Raw genomic sequence first — 16,099 nt, forward strand, 5'->3', positions numbered from 1 at the left:
TCATCCCTTCTGCGGCGCGGCAGCACTGCGGGCGGCGACGCGATCCAGCACCTGCACGGTCACGGTCTGGCCCGCCACGAGCCGCGCGCCTTCGGGCAGTGGATCGAGCTTCACACGCACCGGAATGCGCTGCGCGAGCCGCACCCAGTTGAAGGTCGGGTTCACGCTGGGCAGCAGGTTCGCGCTGGTGGAGCGGTCGCGGTCGGCGATGCCGGCGGCCACGCTGTCGACCGCGCCTTCGAGCACCGCGCCGCCGCCCATCGGCGTGACGCGCACGCGGTCGCCCAGGTGGATGCGCGGCAGCTTCGTCTCTTCGAAATAGCCTTCGACGTAGAACGACTGCGCATCGACCAGCGCGAGCACCGGCCGGCCGGCCGCGGCGTAACTGCCCTGGCGCAGGTCGAGGTTGGTGACGAGGCCGGCGGCGGGCGCACGCACCTGGGCGCGCTGCAGGTTCAGGCGCGCCGAGTCGAGCGCCACCTCGGCCTGCGCGACGGCGGCCTGCATCTGCTCGACGCGCGAGCGCGTCTGTTCGCGCGACTCCTTGGAGACGAGTTCGTCCAGGCCCGCGTTGCGCGCGTTCTCGCGCTGCACCTGCGCACTCATGGCGCGCTGCGCGGAGAGAGCGGCCTGCGCCTGGCGCACGGCAAGGTCGTAGCGTGCGCGGTCCACTTCGAAGAGCAGCGTGCCGGCGGCGACCGGCTGGTTGTCCCGGATCGGCACGGCGGTGACCAGGCCCGAGACGTCGGGCGCGATCTGGACCACGTTGGCGCGCACGCGGCCGTCGCGCGTCCACGGCGCGAGCTCGTAGTGGTCCCAGAGCCGGAAGCCGGCCCAGACGGCCGCGGCCACCACGGCCACGGTGAGGAGGACGCGCACCAGGCGCTGCGCCCGGGGGTTGTCTGCGGTTGAACTGGTTGTCATGGGAATCTCGTCGTCATTGAAGGTGTGAAGTGAGGCGGCTCAGCGCATAGAGCAGCAGCAGGTAGAGCGCCATGTCGAACAGCGCCGGGTGCCACACCCAGCGGTAGAGGCCGGTGGCCGCGAGCAGCCGGCGCACGCCCCAGAGCGCGAGCAGCGCGCCGGCGGCGAGCACCATGAGCCAGGGCACGTAGAGGCCGTAGAAACTGGCTTCGCCGATCATGCGGAAGCTCCTTGAACAACTGCAGGAGAGACTGCGGAAGGGACCGCCGCCAGCGTCGGCGGCGCGTCGGGAAACAGGTTGCGGCGCAGGCCCACCAGTGCGGTGACGGCGGAGCGCGACGCCGCGGAGGTGTCGCGCGCGGCGAGCACCGCGTCGAGCGCCTGGTCGATCTGCGGCAGGAGGCCCTGCGGCCGCGGCGTCATGCGGCCTTCGCCGCGCTGGCGGAAGAAGCGCGCGATGCCGCCCAGGAGCGCGGCCGAGGTGGCCAGCGGCAACTGCGCGCGCACGCGCTGCAGCACGGCGATGTCGGCGCCCATGCGCAGGTCGCGCAGCGCGTCGTCGGCTGCCACGCCCTCGACGGTGCCTCCGGCCTGCGCGATGCGCGGCGCGAGCAGGCCGATGCGGTCGAGCATGCGCACCGCGTAGGCATCGCCCTGCGCGTATTGCGGGTGCGACGACGCCGCCATCTCCCCGAGCTCGCGCCAGGTCGCGCGCTGGATGCGTCGCGCGCTCCAGTCCGCGCCCACCGAGCGCACGAGCCGCGTGACGCGCGCCGCGACCACCACGCCGACGACCTGGCCGATCATGCTGTTGATGAAGCTCACGAGGTCGGCGCTGGCGGTGTCGTGCATGGCGAGCGTGCCGGCCACGCCGAAGATCATCGCCATCGCGGGCATGAAGTGCGTCGGCCGCGGCAGGTAGAGACCCAGCAGCAGGAAGAGCGGCGCGCATATCGCCACCAGCATGCCGAAGTCCTGCACCGTGGGCATGAGCACCAGCACGTAGACCGCGGAGATCGGAATGGACCACAGCGTCCACTTGAGGAAACCGTGGATCGCCGGCACCGGGTCGTCCATGGTCGCGAAGAAGCAGCAGAAGACCGCAGCCATCATGGTGGCGGCCGAGCCCATGGTCCAGCCCGTGAGTATCCAGAACGCGCCGCACAGGCAGATGGCGATGACGGCCGCGAGCGCGGAAAGCAGCGCCATGCCGTAGTCGCGGTGCAATGCGCGGCTGCCGAGCGCGGCGGTGCGGCGCAGCGGTGCGGCGCCCTTGAGGCCTTCGTCGATGTCCAGGCGCAACTGGGCGCAGGCGGTCCAGCCGTCGACCAGTTCTTCGAGGCGGCCCGCGAGGCCGATGCGCAGGGCGCGGCCCCAGGCAGAGGGTTGTGCGCCGGCGTCGGCTTGCCGTGTGGCGCTCAGTGCGTCGATCGCGTGGCGCAGGCCTTGCAGGCGCTCTGCGCGCGAGGTGCCGCCGCTCGCGGGTTCGGCTTCTTCGCGCAGCCATTGCGCAGCCTGCGCGAGCACGGCGGCGACGTCGGGTGCGAGCGCGCCTTCGGCCTGTTCGAGCGCAAGCAGCCGGTCTTCGACGGCCGAGAGCGCGGGCGTGAGCGCGGCGACGCGGTCCTGCATCGCGCGGATCGCGCCGGCCGTCCAGCGCAGGTGCGTGGTGTCGAAGGGCACGTGGGTGGAGAGCAGGCGCAGCTGCGTGATGTCGCCCGCGAGGCGGCGGCGATCGTCATCCAGGCGCCTGGGCTCGGCAGCGTTCTTGCGGCCGGCCGGCTGCAGCAGGTCGCCGAGCCATTTGCGCGCGTCGGTCAGCGTGCGGTCGAGCAGGCCCAGCACCGTGGGCACAAGGCCCGTGGGCAGCACGAGGCTATGGACCAGCGTCGCGCAGAAGATGCCGAGGCCGATCTCTTCGACGCGCGCGACGGCGGTGTCGAACAGCACCAGCGGCGTCTGCACCGACGGAAAGCCGATCAGCGCCGCCGTGTAGCCCGCGAGCATGAAGACATAGGAGCGCGGCGTGCGGTCGAAGAGCGAGATGCACAGGCACATGCCGACCCAGAGCGCGAGCACCAGCGTCAGGAGCTCGGGCGCGTTGGAGAGCGCGGGCACGAGCAGCACCGTCGCCGTGCTGCCGATCAGCGTGCCGACGAAGCGGTACACCGCCTTGGAGCGCACTGCGCCGGCCAGCGGATGGGCCACGACGTAGGTGGTCATCAAGGCCCAGAACGGACGCGGCAGGCCCGCGCGGCTGGCCAGGTACATCGCGAGCATCGCGGCGGCGAAGCTCTTGCCGGAGAACAGAAGCTCCGCGCGGCTGAAGCGCGGCAGGCGGAGCGCGGCCATTTACTTGCGTCCTTCCTGCGTTGCCGGGGCATTGCGGCCGAGGCGCTCCTGGAGCGTGGCGAAGACGCGCAGGCAGGCGGCGATGTCGTCGTCGCCGATGCCTTCGAACAGCGTGCCGCGCATCTGGCTCAACGCGGCCTCGATGGTTGCGCAGGCGGTCACGCCCGTCGGTGTGAGATGCAGCGTCTTGGCGCGGCGATCGGCCGGGTCTTCCAGGCGCTGCACGAAGCCCGCCTCGACCAGTTGATCGACCGAGCGCACCAGCGACGGCCCTTCGATGCCCAGCACCTCGGCCAGCACGCCCTGGCGCATGCCGTCGCCCATGCGCCCGATCATCACGATCGGCCAGGCGAGCGTCTGCGACACGCCCACGTGTGCGACGGCCTTGTCGGCCGCTGCGCGATAGGCACGCTGCAGCGTGGACAGCGACATGCCCAGGTGCATGAGCGCGTGTTCGCGGGTCTGTGTGGTTGTGGAGGTGGGCACGGCGGATAGCAATTAGTTAGCTTGCTATCGATTATACGGGTAACTACTGATCCGTGCAGCGCCCACGCTGGCGCCCGCCTTGGGCGCCGGAAAACCGGGAAAAGAAAAACGGGGAAAGAAGAAAAGTGTGAAGCCCGCCGATAAGCCGGATTCTGTGCACCGAAGGCCTCTTGCGAAGCCCTCGGCGTGACCGCCATTACTCTGGGCCGTTTGTCGCCAAACGGCTCGATGCCACCTACCCGCCAGCTCAGCGGAACCACCTCGATACTGGCCTACTTGGTGTTGCTGCGCGCAGAGATTGCCCGTTTCACCCGAACTGAATCGGCTCGTCTCTGTTGCTCTGATCCTCACCTCACGGTGGAGAGTCGTTAACTCCTGCGCTGTCCTGTGCAGTCCGGACGTTCCTCCAGTGCGGTCTTTCGACACGATGCCCGAAGGCAGAGCGTCCCTTTCGGGCTTGCACCAGCGGCGGTCTGGCGTGCTTCACGAGGCGGATTATCGCCCGGCGCGCCGAGGGCCCTTCAGACGATGCCGCGAGCCGGACGTCAATCGGTCGCGTCGGGGTCGCCGGCCTGCGACAGGCCAAGCTTGCGCAACGCCCGGTGAAAGTTGCTGCGGTCGATGCCGGCTTCGCGCGCGGCGCTGGCCACGCGGCCGCCGTTGCGAGCCAGGACATCCGAGAGCCATGCCCGCTGGAATGCCTCGGTTGCCTCGCGCAGCGTGCCGCCCCCGGCCACACGCCCCGTGAGTTCGCTCGCAAGCGCCCGCACAGCCTCCACCGCAGGAGATGCGGCAGGGCTATTTCCCGCGGCGGCGTTCTCCAACGCCAGGTGGCGCGGTTCGATGGCCGTCCAGCGTGAACCGCGCGGCTGCTCCCTGAAAGCCCGGAGCGATGCGCGGCTGATCACATGCTCGAGCTCGCGCACGTTGCCCGGCCAGCTGTGCGCCAGCATGGCCGCTTTCGACGCCGGGGAGAGCCGCAGGTTGCGCGCGCCCAGCCGATGCTGGTTCTCCTCGAGAAAACCGCCCGCGAGCACGAGCACGTCGCGCCCGCGTTCGCGCAGCGGCGCCACGACGAGCGGGTAGACCGACAGCCGGTGATAGAGATCGGCGCGAAAGCGCCCCTGGGCGATCGCGCCTGGCAGGTCGCGATTGGTGGCCGCGATCACGCGGACATCGACCTTGCGCATGCGGTCGCTGCCCGGCCGCTGCACCTCGCCGCTTTGCAGCACGCGCAGCAGCTTGGCCTGCACGCTCAGCGGCAGCTCCCCGACCTCGTCCAGGAAAAGCGTGCCGCCATCGGCGATCTCGAACTTGCCGTCCCGGTCCTGCACGGCACCGGTGAATGCGCCGCGCTTGTGGCCGAAGAGTTCGCTGTCGGCCAGCGTCTCGGGCATCGCCGCGCAATTGACCTGCACGAGCGGCTGGTCGCTGCGCCGCGAGCGCGCATGCAGCCGCTGCGCGACCAGGTCCTTGCCGACGCCGGTTTCGCCGAGCAGCAGCACGGTGAGGTCGGAGACGGCGACCGTGTCGATCTCGTTGCACAGCTGCTTCATCGCCGGGCTGCTTCCCAGCAACTCGCGGGGAGCGCCGCGTCCTGCGCGCAAGGCGTGCGCGACGGCTTGCTCCCGCATCGCGCGGGCCTCCACCTCGCGGATCGTGTGGGCGGCCTCGATGCCGGTCTCCACGAGGGCGATCAAGGCCTCCAGTTGCGCCGGGCTCACCGCATCGAACGCGTGCGGCTCCAGTGCGTCCAGCGTCAGCAAGCCCCAGACGGCACCGCGCAGCCGCACCGGTGCGCCCATGCAGTCGTGCACCGGCAGGATGCCCGGCTGGCCGGCGACGAGGCCGTCGTACGGGTCGGGCAGGTTGCAATCGTGGGCGAAACGCAGGCCCCGTTCGCTGCCGAGCAGGCGCGCAAAACGCGGATGGGAGGCGACGGGAAACTGACGCCCGAGGGCTTCGTCGCTCAAGCCGTCGACCGCGACGGGCTTGAGCACATCGACGTCCAGCTGCAGCAGCGCGGCGGCATCGCAGCGGACCAGTCCGCGCGCCGCGGCGAGAAGCGATCGGTAGCGGGCAGCCTCGGGTTCGGGCGCTGGCGACGAAGCCTCGGTGGTCGAATCGACACGGATTGTGGTCATGAATACAACATGGAATTTGTTGCGAATTTGACCACGCCTAGGAAATCCCCAATCCCATCAAGCACTTGCAGAGGATTTTCGGCTGGCACGGATCGTGAGAAGTCAAAGGCATCTCCAACCGCAGGAATGCAAGACATGAATCCGCAAACCATCGCCATCGTCAAGTCCACCGTGCCCGCGCTCAAGGCCCACGGCGAGGCCATCACCAGCCACTTCTACCGGATCATGTTCGAGGGCCATCCGCAGGTGAAGGCCTTCTTCAACGAGGCGCACCAGGCCGCGGGCACCCAGGCCCGCGCGCTGGCGGGCGCGGTCATCGCCTACGGCGAGCACATCGACCGGCTGGACGAAATCGCCGGCGCGCTGCCGCGGATCATCCAGAAGCACGCGGCGCTGGGCGTGCTGCCGGAGCACTATCCGATCGTCGGCACCTACTTGCTGCGCGCCGTCAAGGATGTGCTCGGCGATGCCGCGACCGACGAGGTGATCGCCGCATGGGGCGAGGCCTACGAATCGCTGGCGGCCCTCCTCATCGGCGCCGAAGAAAAGGTCTACAGCGCCAATGCGGCGCAAACCGGAGGATGGCGGGGAACGCGCGAATTCCGGGTTGCGCGGCGCGAAGACGAAAGCGAAGTCATCACCTCGTTCTACCTGGAGCCGGTGGACGGCGGCGCGCTGCTGGCCTTCTCGCCGGGGCAGTACCTCACGCTGGTGCTGGACATCGACGGCCAGCCGGTGCGGCGCAACTACTCGCTGTCCGACGCGCCGGGCAAGCCGTGGTACCGCATCAGCGTGAAGAAGGAAGAAGGCGGCCGCGCATCGAACTGGCTGCACCGGACCGCCGCGATCGGTACGCGGCTGCAGGTGCAGGCACCGTGCGGGGATTTCGTGCTGCAGCCCGCGAGCGGGCAGGCGCGCCCGCTGGTGCTGGTGACGGGCGGCGTGGGCATCACGCCCGCCATGAGCATGCTCGAATCGATGGCGCACACGGGCCGGCCGGTGCACTTCGTCCACGCGGCCCGGCACGGCGGTGCGCATGCGTTCCGCGCCCGCGTGGACGCGCTCGCGCAGCGGCATGCCAACGTGAAGCCGCTCTATGTGTACGACGCCCCGCGCGACACCGACCGGCCGCATGCGACCGGCTTCGTCACCCGCGAGCTGCTGGCCGGCCTGCTGCCGGCGGACCGCGACGTCGACCTGTACTTTCTCGGCCCGAAGCCCTTCATGAAGGCGGTGTATGCCAACGGCCTTGCACTCGGCGTACCCAAGCAACAGCTTCGCTACGAGTTCTTCGGTCCGCTGGAAGCACTGGAAGCCTGAGGGCAGGAAAACCCGGGCGCACGGATGAACCTGCGCTTCATCCGTCCGTGGTGCCGACGCCCGCGCGCCGGAACCGCCCCGGCGTGACGCCCGCGTGCCGCGCAAAGGCGCGGTTGAAAGCCGCCTCCGAGCGATAGCCGACCGCCTCCCCGATGCTGGCCGTGTCCTGCCCGCCATGCGCGAGCAGGCGCGAGGCCAGTTCCATGCGCAGCGTCGTCAGGAATTCGAGCGGCCCGGTGCCCACGCGCCGCGTGAATTCGCGCGCGAAGGTGGCGCGAGAAAGATGGCAGCGCGCGGCCAGCGAGGCCACGGTCCAGGGCTCCTCGGGCTGCGCCAGCATCGCCTGCAGGCCGGGCGCCATGCGCGGGCTGGCCATGAGGCCGAGCACACCGGTGAGCTCGGGCCGCGCCTCCAGGTGCGCGCGCACCGCCAGCGTGAAGAGCGTGCCCGACAGCTGCGCCACGATGGCCGCAGCTCCCGCGCGCTGCTGCGCGATCTCTTCCGCCATGAACCGCACCAGCCCTTCGAGCCGGGCGAATCCGGGGTGGTCTGCGAAGGCGATCACCAGGGGTTCGGGCAGCGCCTCCAGCAGCACGCTGCGCCGCCGGCCGGGGAACTCGAATTCGCCGCAGAGGATGTCGGTGTCCGCTTTCTCGGGGCGCCGGAGGTTGGTCTTCAGATCGATCAGCTCGCCCTTTCGCAGCCGGATCGCGCGGCCCTCGCCTTGCAGCCCTGCCGTGCGCAGCACATGCGCCGACCCGCGCGGCAGGACGACGAGACTGCCCTCCTCCAGCGGGACCAGCGTGCGGCTCCCGGGCAGCCAGAGTTCGCAGCGCCCGCGCAGCACGATGTGAAAGGGCGCACGCCACGGGCCGATGGCCTCGTGGGGCGCCGCCCAGTCTTCGCCGAACAGGCAGCGCAGGTCCATTCGCCCGCGCAGGCCGAGCCAGTCGACGAGTTCGCTCAGGGAATCGGCGTAGGCAGTCATTTGAGACGATGGAGCAATTCAAAGCGTTGGGAGAGCATTCAAAATCTTACCCCGGGCGCCCAGAATTCATTCACCGATCCTCCCTTCAGGTGAACAGAATGACCTCCTCGGAGCGTGCCCCCATTCCCGTTTCCTATTTCGGCATTGCCGTCGGTGCGCTGGCGCTGGGCAATGCCTGGCGCGTCGCGGTGCCGCTCTGGCATCTGCCGCAGGACATCGCCGTGGTCGCGACCTGGAGCGGCCTCGCGGTATGGCTCGGGCTGCTGGCGCTCTACGCGCACAAGTGGCTGCGCCACGCCGACGCCGCGCGCGCCGAGATGAACCACCCGGTGCAGTCGTCGTTCGCGGCGCTGGTCCCGCTGTCCAGCATGCTCGCGGCGATGGCGCTGATGCCCTACGCGCGGACGGTCGCGCTGACCGTGTTCGCTGTTTCTATTGCCGCGTCGCTCGTGCTTGGCCTCTGGCTCTATGGGCGCACATGGCAGGGCGGGCTCGCGCCCGAGCTCGTCACGCCCGCGTTCTACCTGCCGGCGGTCGGGCAGAACTTCGTGGCAGGCGCGGCCGCGGCGGCCTTCGGCTGGCCGCAACTGGGCATGTGGTTCTTCGGCGCAGGCCTGTTCTCGTGGCTGGCCATCGAATCGCTGATCCTCGGCCGCGCAGCGACGCATTCGCCGCTGCCCGAGGCGCTGCGCCCCGTGCTGGGCATCCAGCTCGCGCCGCCGGTGGTGGGCGGCGTCACGTACATGAGCCTGAACCACGGCGCGCCCGACCTTTTCGCGCAGGTGCTGCTGGGCTACGGCCTGTTCCAGGCGCTGCTGCTCCTTCGCCTCCTGCCGTGGATCGCCAAGCAGCCGTTCACCCCGTCGTACTGGGGCTTCACCTTCGGCGTGGCGGCGCTCCCCACCCTGGCCATGCGCCTGGTCGCGGCCGGCGCCACGGGGCCGGTCGAATGGGTCGCGCCGGTGGCCTTCGTGGCGGCCAACGCGATCATCGGATACCTGGCGCTCCGGACGATCGCGCTGCTGGTGCAGGGCCGGTTGTTGCCTGCTGCAACACCCTCGCGCTGAAGCGGTTGCGGGCCGGTCTCTCGGGGGGCGGGCGGGGGTGCAGCGCGACCCGGAGCGCGCCACAATGCGCGCTGTCCGCCCGAACAACCGCATTCCCAAGGAGATTCCATGAAGGCCCAGAACATCCTCCAGACCATCGGCAACACACCGCACATCCGCATCAACCGGCTGTTCGGCAATGCGAAGCAGCAGGTGTGGATCAAGTCGGAGCGCGCCAACCCCGGCGGCTCGATCAAGGACCGCATCGCGCTGTCGATGGTGGAGGACGCCGAGAAGTCCGGCGCCCTCAAGCCCGGCGGCACCATCGTCGAGCCCACCTCGGGCAACACCGGCATCGGCCTGGCGATGGTGGCGGCGGTCAAGGGCTACAAGCTGATCCTGGTGATGCCCGACAGCATGTCGATCGAACGCCGCCGCCTCATGCTGGCATACGGCGCCACCTTCGACCTCACGCCGCGCGCCGGCGGCATGAAGGCCTCCATCGCCCGCGCCGAGGAAATCGTGGCCGGCACGCCGGGCGCGTGGATGCCGCAGCAGTTCAACAACCCCGCCAACGTCGAGGTGCACGTGCGCACCACGGCCGAGGAAATTGCGGCCGACTTTCCCGACGGCATCGACGTGATCATCACCGGCGTGGGCACGGGCGGCCACATCACGGGCGTGGCCCGGGTGCTCAAGAAGAAGTGGCCCAAGCTGCAGGTGTTCGCGGTGGAGCCGGTGGCCTCGCCGGTCATCTCGGGCGGCGCGCCGTCGCCGCACCCGATCCAGGGCATCGGCGCGGGCTTCATCCCGAAGAACCTCGACACCTCGCTGCTCGACGGCGTGCTGCAGGTCGATGCCGAGCCGGCCCGCGAAATGGCCCGCCGCTGCGCGCAGGAGGAAGGCATCCTCGTGGGCATCTCGTCGGGCGCCACGCTCGCGGCCATCGCGCAGAAGCTGCCTTCGCTCGCGCCCGATGCGGTGGTGCTGGGCTTCAACTACGACACGGGCGAGCGGTACCTCTCGGTCGAGGGCTTCCTTCCCGCCTGAATTCCGGTGCCACGCCAGCTATCTCTTTCATAGCGCCCCGGCGCGTAAAATCCGCGGTCTGCTTGATAAACACAAGCCACCGCCATGCTGAGAATCTCCGAACTCAAACTCCCGCTCGACCACGCGCCTGAAGCGCTGGCCACACTGATCGCCCGGACGCTGGACGTCCCGCTCGAAGCGATCGCCTCCCACACCGTCTTCAAGCGCAGCTTCGATGCGCGCAAGGTCGACCTGCTCACGGTCTACATCTGCGACGTGCAGCTGGCCGACGCGAAGCTCGAGGCCACGTTGCTCGCGAAGCACGCAGCGCATCCGCACATCCAGCCCGCGCCCGACATGCGCTACACGCCGCCGGCCAACGCACCCGAGGGCACGAGCCGCCCCGTGGTCATCGGCTTCGGCCCCTGCGGCATCTTCGCGGCGCTGATGCTCGCTAAGATGGGCTTCAGGCCCATCGTGCTCGAGCGCGGCAAGACCGTGCGCCAGCGCACCCGCGACACCTGGGGCCTGTGGCGCAAGAGCGTGCTGAACCCCGAGTCGAACGTGCAGTTCGGCGAAGGCGGCGCCGGCACTTTCTCCGACGGCAAGCTCTACAGCCAGATCAAGGACCCGCGCTTCCTCGGCCGCAAGGTGATGGAAGAGTTCGTGAAGGCCGGCGCGCCGCCCGAAATCCTTTATGTCGCGCATCCGCACATCGGCACCTTCAAGCTGGTGAAGGTGGTGGAGAACATCCGCGAGCAGATCGTCGCGCTCGGCGGCGAGATCCGCTTCGAGCAGCGCGTGACCGACGTGCACATCGAAGACGGGCAGCTGCGCGGCCTCACGGTGCTCGACCAGACCACCGGCGAAAGCAGCGAGCTGCGCACCGACCTCGTCGTGATGGCCCTGGGCCACAGCTCGCGCGACACCTTCGCGATGCTGCACGCCCGCGGCGTGTACATCGAGGCCAAGCCTTTCTCGATCGGTTTTCGCGTCGAGCATCCGCAGGGCCTCATCGACCGCGCACGTTGGGGCCGCCATGCGGGCCATCCGCTGCTTGGTGCGGCCGACTACAAGCTGGTGCACCACGCGAGCAATGGCCGCTCGGTCTACAGCTTCTGCATGTGCCCGGGCGGCACGGTGGTCGCGGCCACCAGCGAGCCGGGCCGCGTGGTCACCAACGGCATGAGCCAGTATTCGCGCAACGAGCGCAACGCCAATGCGGGCATCGTGGTGGGCATCGATCCGAAGGATTTCCCAGGATGGGAATCCGATGCTCCCGGCGATGCGCTCGCAGGCATCGCGCTGCAGCGCGAACTCGAATCGAACGCCTACGTGCTCGGCGGCAGCAACTACCACGCACCGGGGCAACTGGTCGGCGACTTCGTGGCCGGCAAGCCCTCGGCGGCGCTCGGCAGCGTGACGCCCTCGTACAAACCGGGCGTGACGCCCACCGACCTGCGCGAGGCCCTGCCCGCCTACGCCATCGAGGCGATGCGCGAGGCCTTCCCGGCCTTCGGCCGCAAGATCAAGGGCTTCGATACGCACGACGCGGTACTCACCGGCGTGGAAACGCGCACCTCGTCACCGATCCGCATCACGCGCGGCGACGATTTCCAGAGCCTCAACGTGCGGGGCCTCTACCCCGCCGGCGAAGGCGCGAGCTACGCGGGCGGCATCCTCTCGGCGGGCGTCGATGGCATCAAGGTGGCCGAGGCGGTGGCGCGCAACGTGCTCGCCGCGGCCGAACGCGAACGCACGGCGAAGGTCTGATGCACGCCTTGTCCTTCGCTCGCCCCACGGCCGGCCAGTTCGCGGTTGCCACGCTGGCCATGGCCGCGGTGGTGCTGGCCTCCAACATCCTGGTGCAGTTCGCCCTCAACGACTGGCTCACCTGGGGCGCCTTCACCTACCCGGTGGCGTACCTGGTGAGCGACCTGGTCAACCGGCGCTTCGGCCCCGGCATGGCGCGCCGCGTGGCATGGGTCGGTTTCGCGGTGGCCATTGCCGCTTCGCTCGCGCTCGCGCCGATGCGCATCGCGCTGGCCTCGGGCCTGGCCTTCATCGCCTCGCAGCTGCTCGACATCCGCGTGTTCGACAGCCTGCGCCGCGGCCTCTGGTGGCGTGCGCCGCTGGTGGCCACCGTGATCGCGGCGGTGCTCGACAGCATCGTGTTCTGGGGCATCGCCTTCGCGGGCACCGACGGACCCTGGCTCACCTGGGCCGCGGGCGACCTCGCGGTGAAGCTGGGCGTGGGCGTGCTGATGCTGCTGCCGTTCCGGCTGCTGATCGGGCGGCAGGCCGCGCGCACGTCGGCCCTGAGCCATTGATCCAAAAAGACCCACGATGTCCAGCGACGACTTCCACTTCTACGAGCCGGCCAAGGGCCACGGCCTGCCGCACGATCCGTTCAACGCGATGGTCGGCCCGCGCCCCATCGGCTGGATCTCGTCGCAGGACGAGAACGGCGTGCTCAATCTCGCGCCCTACAGCTTTTTCAACGCCTTCAACTACACGCCGCCGATCGTCGGCTTCGCGAGCATCGGCGCGAAGGACAGCCTGCACAACATCCGCCAGACGCGCGAGTTCGGCTGGAATCTCGCCACGCGACCGCTGGCCGAGCGCATGAACCAGTCGTGCGCGGCCGTGCCGCCCGAGGTGAACGAGTTCGAGCTCGCCGGCCTCACGCCCGTCGCCTCGAAGCAGATCGCGGTGCCGCGCGTGGCAGAGAGCCCCGTGTCGTTCGAATGCCGACTCACGCAACTGATCCAGCTCGAAGGCGTCGACGGCGTGCCGGTGCAGACCTGGCTCGTGCTCGGCGAAGTGGTGGGCGTGCACATCGCGCGCCACCTGCTCAAGAACGGCATCTACGACACCGCGGCGGCGCAGCCCATCCTGCGCGGCGGCGGTCCGGCCGATTATTTCGAGATCAGCCCCGACAATATGTTCAGGATGTTCCGGCCGCGCTGAGCGCAAAACCGGTTTTCTGTTGTTCCTCTTTTCATCCATCGCGCCCACCCGCCGATCCCACGTATGACCGACGCATCCACCGCCGCCCCGAACACGAACGCGCGCAACGCACGGCGCCAGCGCCCGGACCTCGCCGAGCAGCTGCAACAGCTGAAGAGCGGCACAGACGCGGGCGCCGAAGCGTCCGCGGAACAGCAACAACCGCAGCAGCAACAACAGCGCCCGCCACGCGAGAAGAAGCCGCGCCCACAAGGGCAAGGTCAGCAGCCTCGACAGCAGGCCCGCAAGCCGCAGGCGCAGCAGCAACCCCAGCGCGCGCCGCGCAAGGTCAACCCGGTGCTCGAGCGCCTGTTCGAGCTGTACCCGCAGCTCTTCGGCGCCCGCTTCGTGCCGCTCAAACTCGGCGTGTACGAAGAGCTGATCGCGCGCCATCCGGAAGACTTCAAGGCCGAAGACCTGAAGATCGCGATGGGCCAGCATGCGCGCTCCACCCGTTACCTCGAAAGCGTGGCCGCGGGCCTTGCGCGCCATGACCTCGATGGCAACGCGCTCGACCCCGTTGCGCCCGAGCATGTGCACCACGCCATCCTCGAGCTGCACCGCCGCCGCCTGCATCGCAACCCCGGCGAAGACCTGCGCCCGCAGCTCGTGGCGCGCATCGCCAAGGCGATCGAAGCCTCGGGCCTCGATCGCGAGGCCTATGCCGTGCTCGTGCGTTCGCGCGACGCGAACAACAACGCGGTGGTCGACGAGGCCCTTGCCGAGCTCGCGCAGCAGGCCGCCAAGCGCGAGGCGCTGCTGCGCGCCTTCGAGGCCAGCGGCCGCACCGAGCAGGAGTTCGCCGACATGTACGGCATGAAGCCGGGCGAGGTCGCGCGCACGCTGCAGCATGCGCGCGCCGAGCGGCAGGCTCCGGCTCCGGCTGGGGTACCGGCTCCGGCTGTCGCAGAAGAGGCTGCACCGGTCGAGCCCACCGAACCCGCTGCCGACTGACACGCCAGCCGCCCCTGGGCCGCAACGGCCCATAAAAAAACCGCCACGCAAAGCTGGCGGTTTTTTTTACATCCGGCGGCAGAGTGCCGCTGTCGGTATCAGCGCGCGTTCTGCAGCGCGGCGATGCGCTCTTCGATCGGCGGGTGCGTCGCGAACAGCTTGCCGATGCTGCCGGTGATGCCCATGGCTTCCACGGCCTTGGGCAGTTCGCCGGCCGGCAGGCCGCCCAGGCGCGCGAGCGCGTTCATCATCGGCTGCTTCTGGCCCATGAGCGCGGCGGCGCCGGCGTCGGCGCGGAACTCGCGCTGGCGCGAGAACCAGGCCACCACCATCGCGGCGGCAAAGCCGAGCACGATGTCCAGCACGATGGTGCTCACGTAGTAGCCGATCCCGGGGCCGGACGAACGGTCGTCGCCGCGGCGAAGGAAGCTGTCGACCGCATAGCCGATCACGCGCGAGAGGAACACGACGAAGGTGTTCATCACGCCCTGGATCAGAGTCATCGTGACCATGTCGCCGTTGGCGATGTGCGCCACCTCGTGGCCGATGACGGCCTCGACCTCTTCGCGCGTCATGTTCTGCAGCAGGCCCGTGGACACGGCCACGAGCGACGAATTCTTGAAGGCGCCGGTGGCAAAAGCGTTGGGCTCGCCCTCGAAGATCCCGACCTCGGGCATACCGACGCCGGCCTTGTCGGCGAACTTGCGCACGGTGGCAACGATCCAGGCCTCGTCGGGCGACTGGGGGTTGTCGATCATGCGCAGGCCTGCGGTCCACTTGGCCATCGGCTTGCTGATGAGCAGCGAGATGAACGCGCCGCCGAAACCCATGATGAGCGCAAAGCCGAGCAGCGCCGTCAGGTTCAGGCCATTGGCCGTGAGGAAGCGGTTGACGCCGAGCAGGCTCGCGACGATGCCGAGCACTGCAACGACCATCACATTGGTCAAAACGAACAGAAGGATACGTTTCAAGTTGAATTCTCCGTGGGGAACTGCCGCTCAGATGAGGGCCGGCGGGCCCTCTTCAAGCCATGCGGTGTGCGGGCGCTTCTTTGTTGTTTGGATACTGACGCGGCCCCGGCATGGCGGCTGCGGGTAGAGCAATGATAGGAGCAAAAGTTCTACGGACGGGGCCGGAAGACCTTCGGATCGTCGTAGTACTCGGTCGACACATTCTCGGCACACCACCCCGGTACGCCCAGCACGGGGAGCGGCACGAAGGGCTTCCGCGCGAGCCATTCCGGGCCCAGGCGCTGCGCCAGGGCGGCATCGTCGAGGGCGTTCGAGCGCGCCGCGTCCGGCAGTAGCACGTGCGCCGTCGCGGCCTTGCGGGGCACGACGAGCTTCTCGAGCAGCGCGTGGCCGAACACGAGCAGCCGCGCCTCCGCCCACAGGGCGCGCCGCGTCACGAACAGCGCGTGCCAGTCGCGTGCCACCAGCGCCTCCCACAGTGCGGGCGGCGCATCGAGCACCGCGCCGTTCTCGTCGAACAGCGTGAGCGCGTCGCGCAGCGGGCCGCGCGTGGCGCCGATGCCGGTGCGGGCGATCTCGGCGGCCTGCAGCGCGTTCAGGCGCCGCTTGGCCTCGGGAAAGGCGAGCCAGACCAGGCCGTTGAAGAAGTCGTGCAGGTTGTCGCGCGTCGGCACGGTGCGGGTCTGGAAGATGTGCGCTTCGTAGGCCTGGCCGGCGGGCAGATGGCCCTGGTGCACAAAATCAGGCGCCGAAGGCGGCTTGATGGCCTGGAGCGCCGGGGCGACCGATGTGCCGCTCGCGGCCCGCGCGGCCGCCTCGCCGTGGGCACGATAGGGCGCGAGCCAGGGCTGCGCCCAATCGACCGCCGGCAGCATC

15 protein-coding genes and 1 other RNA gene are annotated in these 16,099 nt (G+C 69.4%); 7 read left to right on the top strand and 9 right to left on the bottom strand.

Going from position 1 to position 16,099, the window contains the following annotated elements; genetic code table 11:
- The 6 genes from RT97_RS11760 to norR all read right to left on the bottom strand — a co-directional run bounded on the left by RT97_RS11760 (window position 1) and on the right by norR (window position 5,906).
- A complete protein-coding gene (locus tag RT97_RS11760; RefSeq protein WP_042578963.1) occupies window positions 1-924 on the bottom strand; it encodes an efflux RND transporter periplasmic adaptor subunit in 924 nt (307 codons plus the stop codon).
- 13 nt (window positions 925-937) lie between these two features.
- Window positions 938-1,144, bottom strand: a complete 207-nt coding sequence (locus tag RT97_RS11765; protein WP_042578964.1) for a DUF1656 domain-containing protein — start codon at window positions 1,142-1,144, stop codon at window positions 938-940.
- Window positions 1,141-3,276: an FUSC family protein gene (locus RT97_RS11770; RefSeq protein WP_042578965.1), complete on the bottom strand. Its 2,136-nt coding sequence runs from the start codon at window positions 3,274-3,276 to the stop codon at window positions 1,141-1,143. Before RT97_RS11770 ends, RT97_RS11765 begins: the two co-directional genes overlap by 4 nt.
- Window positions 3,277-3,720 (bottom strand): MarR family winged helix-turn-helix transcriptional regulator, encoded by a 444-nt coding sequence (locus RT97_RS11775; RefSeq protein ID WP_042578966.1) that lies wholly within the window; start codon window positions 3,718-3,720, stop codon window positions 3,277-3,279. It lies immediately after the preceding gene.
- Between the two features lie 167 nt (window positions 3,721-3,887).
- Window positions 3,888-4,247: RNase P RNA component class A (gene rnpB / locus RT97_RS32100), an RNA gene on the bottom strand.
- Between the two features lie 60 nt (window positions 4,248-4,307).
- Window positions 4,308-5,906 (bottom strand): nitric oxide reductase transcriptional regulator NorR, encoded by a 1,599-nt coding sequence (gene norR / locus RT97_RS11780; protein ID WP_042578967.1) that lies wholly within the window; start codon window positions 5,904-5,906, stop codon window positions 4,308-4,310.
- Between the two features lie 135 nt (window positions 5,907-6,041).
- Between norR and hmpA the strand changes: the two genes are divergently transcribed.
- Entirely contained in the window at window positions 6,042-7,226 is a 1,185-nt protein-coding gene (gene hmpA / locus RT97_RS11785; RefSeq protein WP_042578968.1) for an NO-inducible flavohemoprotein, read from the top strand.
- Window positions 7,227-7,263: 37 nt separating this feature from the next.
- Here hmpA and RT97_RS11790 read toward each other — a convergent pair whose 3' ends face one another.
- Window positions 7,264-8,214 (bottom strand): AraC family transcriptional regulator, encoded by a 951-nt coding sequence (locus RT97_RS11790; RefSeq protein WP_042578969.1) that lies wholly within the window; start codon window positions 8,212-8,214, stop codon window positions 7,264-7,266.
- Window positions 8,215-8,312: 98 nt separating this feature from the next.
- Between RT97_RS11790 and tehA the strand changes: the two genes are divergently transcribed.
- The 6 genes from tehA (at window position 8,313) to RT97_RS11820 (ending at window position 14,252) form a co-directional block, all read left to right on the top strand.
- Entirely contained in the window at window positions 8,313-9,281 is a 969-nt protein-coding gene (tehA, locus tag RT97_RS11795) for a dicarboxylate transporter/tellurite-resistance protein TehA (protein WP_042578970.1), read from the top strand.
- 108 nt (window positions 9,282-9,389) lie between these two features.
- A complete protein-coding gene (gene cysK / locus RT97_RS11800) occupies window positions 9,390-10,310 on the top strand; it encodes a cysteine synthase A (protein ID WP_042578971.1) in 921 nt (306 codons plus the stop codon).
- Window positions 10,311-10,394: 84 nt separating this feature from the next.
- Window positions 10,395-12,062: an NAD(P)/FAD-dependent oxidoreductase gene (locus RT97_RS11805; protein ID WP_042578972.1), complete on the top strand. Its 1,668-nt coding sequence runs from the start codon at window positions 10,395-10,397 to the stop codon at window positions 12,060-12,062.
- The gene (locus tag RT97_RS11810) at window positions 12,062-12,619 is read left to right on the top strand and encodes a VUT family protein (RefSeq protein ID WP_042578973.1); all 558 of its coding nucleotides are present in this window, start codon (window positions 12,062-12,064) and stop codon (window positions 12,617-12,619) included. Before RT97_RS11805 ends, RT97_RS11810 begins: the two co-directional genes overlap by 1 nt.
- Before the next feature lie 16 nt (window positions 12,620-12,635).
- On the top strand, window positions 12,636-13,259 hold the full coding sequence (locus RT97_RS11815; RefSeq protein ID WP_042578974.1) for a flavin reductase family protein: 624 nt from the start codon (window positions 12,636-12,638) through the stop codon (window positions 13,257-13,259).
- Between the two features lie 63 nt (window positions 13,260-13,322).
- Window positions 13,323-14,252 carry a ProQ/FinO family protein gene (locus RT97_RS11820; RefSeq protein WP_042578975.1) on the top strand — a complete coding sequence of 310 codons (930 nt, stop codon included), beginning with the start codon at window positions 13,323-13,325 and terminating at the stop codon, window positions 14,250-14,252.
- A gap of 98 nt (window positions 14,253-14,350) precedes the next feature.
- Here the strand turns inward: RT97_RS11820 and htpX are convergent, their stop codons facing one another.
- Window positions 14,351-15,223 (bottom strand): protease HtpX, encoded by an 873-nt coding sequence (gene htpX, locus RT97_RS11825; RefSeq protein ID WP_042578976.1) that lies wholly within the window; start codon window positions 15,221-15,223, stop codon window positions 14,351-14,353.
- Window positions 15,224-15,372: 149 nt separating this feature from the next.
- Window positions 15,373-16,098, bottom strand: coding sequence for a DUF3025 domain-containing protein (locus RT97_RS11830; RefSeq protein WP_042578977.1), 726 nt, complete (start codon window positions 16,096-16,098; stop codon window positions 15,373-15,375).
- Between the last annotated feature and the right edge of the window lies 1 nt (window position 16,099).

This window comes from Variovorax paradoxus, assembly GCF_000834655.1.
GTDB classification, from domain to species: domain Bacteria; phylum Pseudomonadota; class Gammaproteobacteria; order Burkholderiales; family Burkholderiaceae_C; genus Variovorax; species Variovorax paradoxus_F.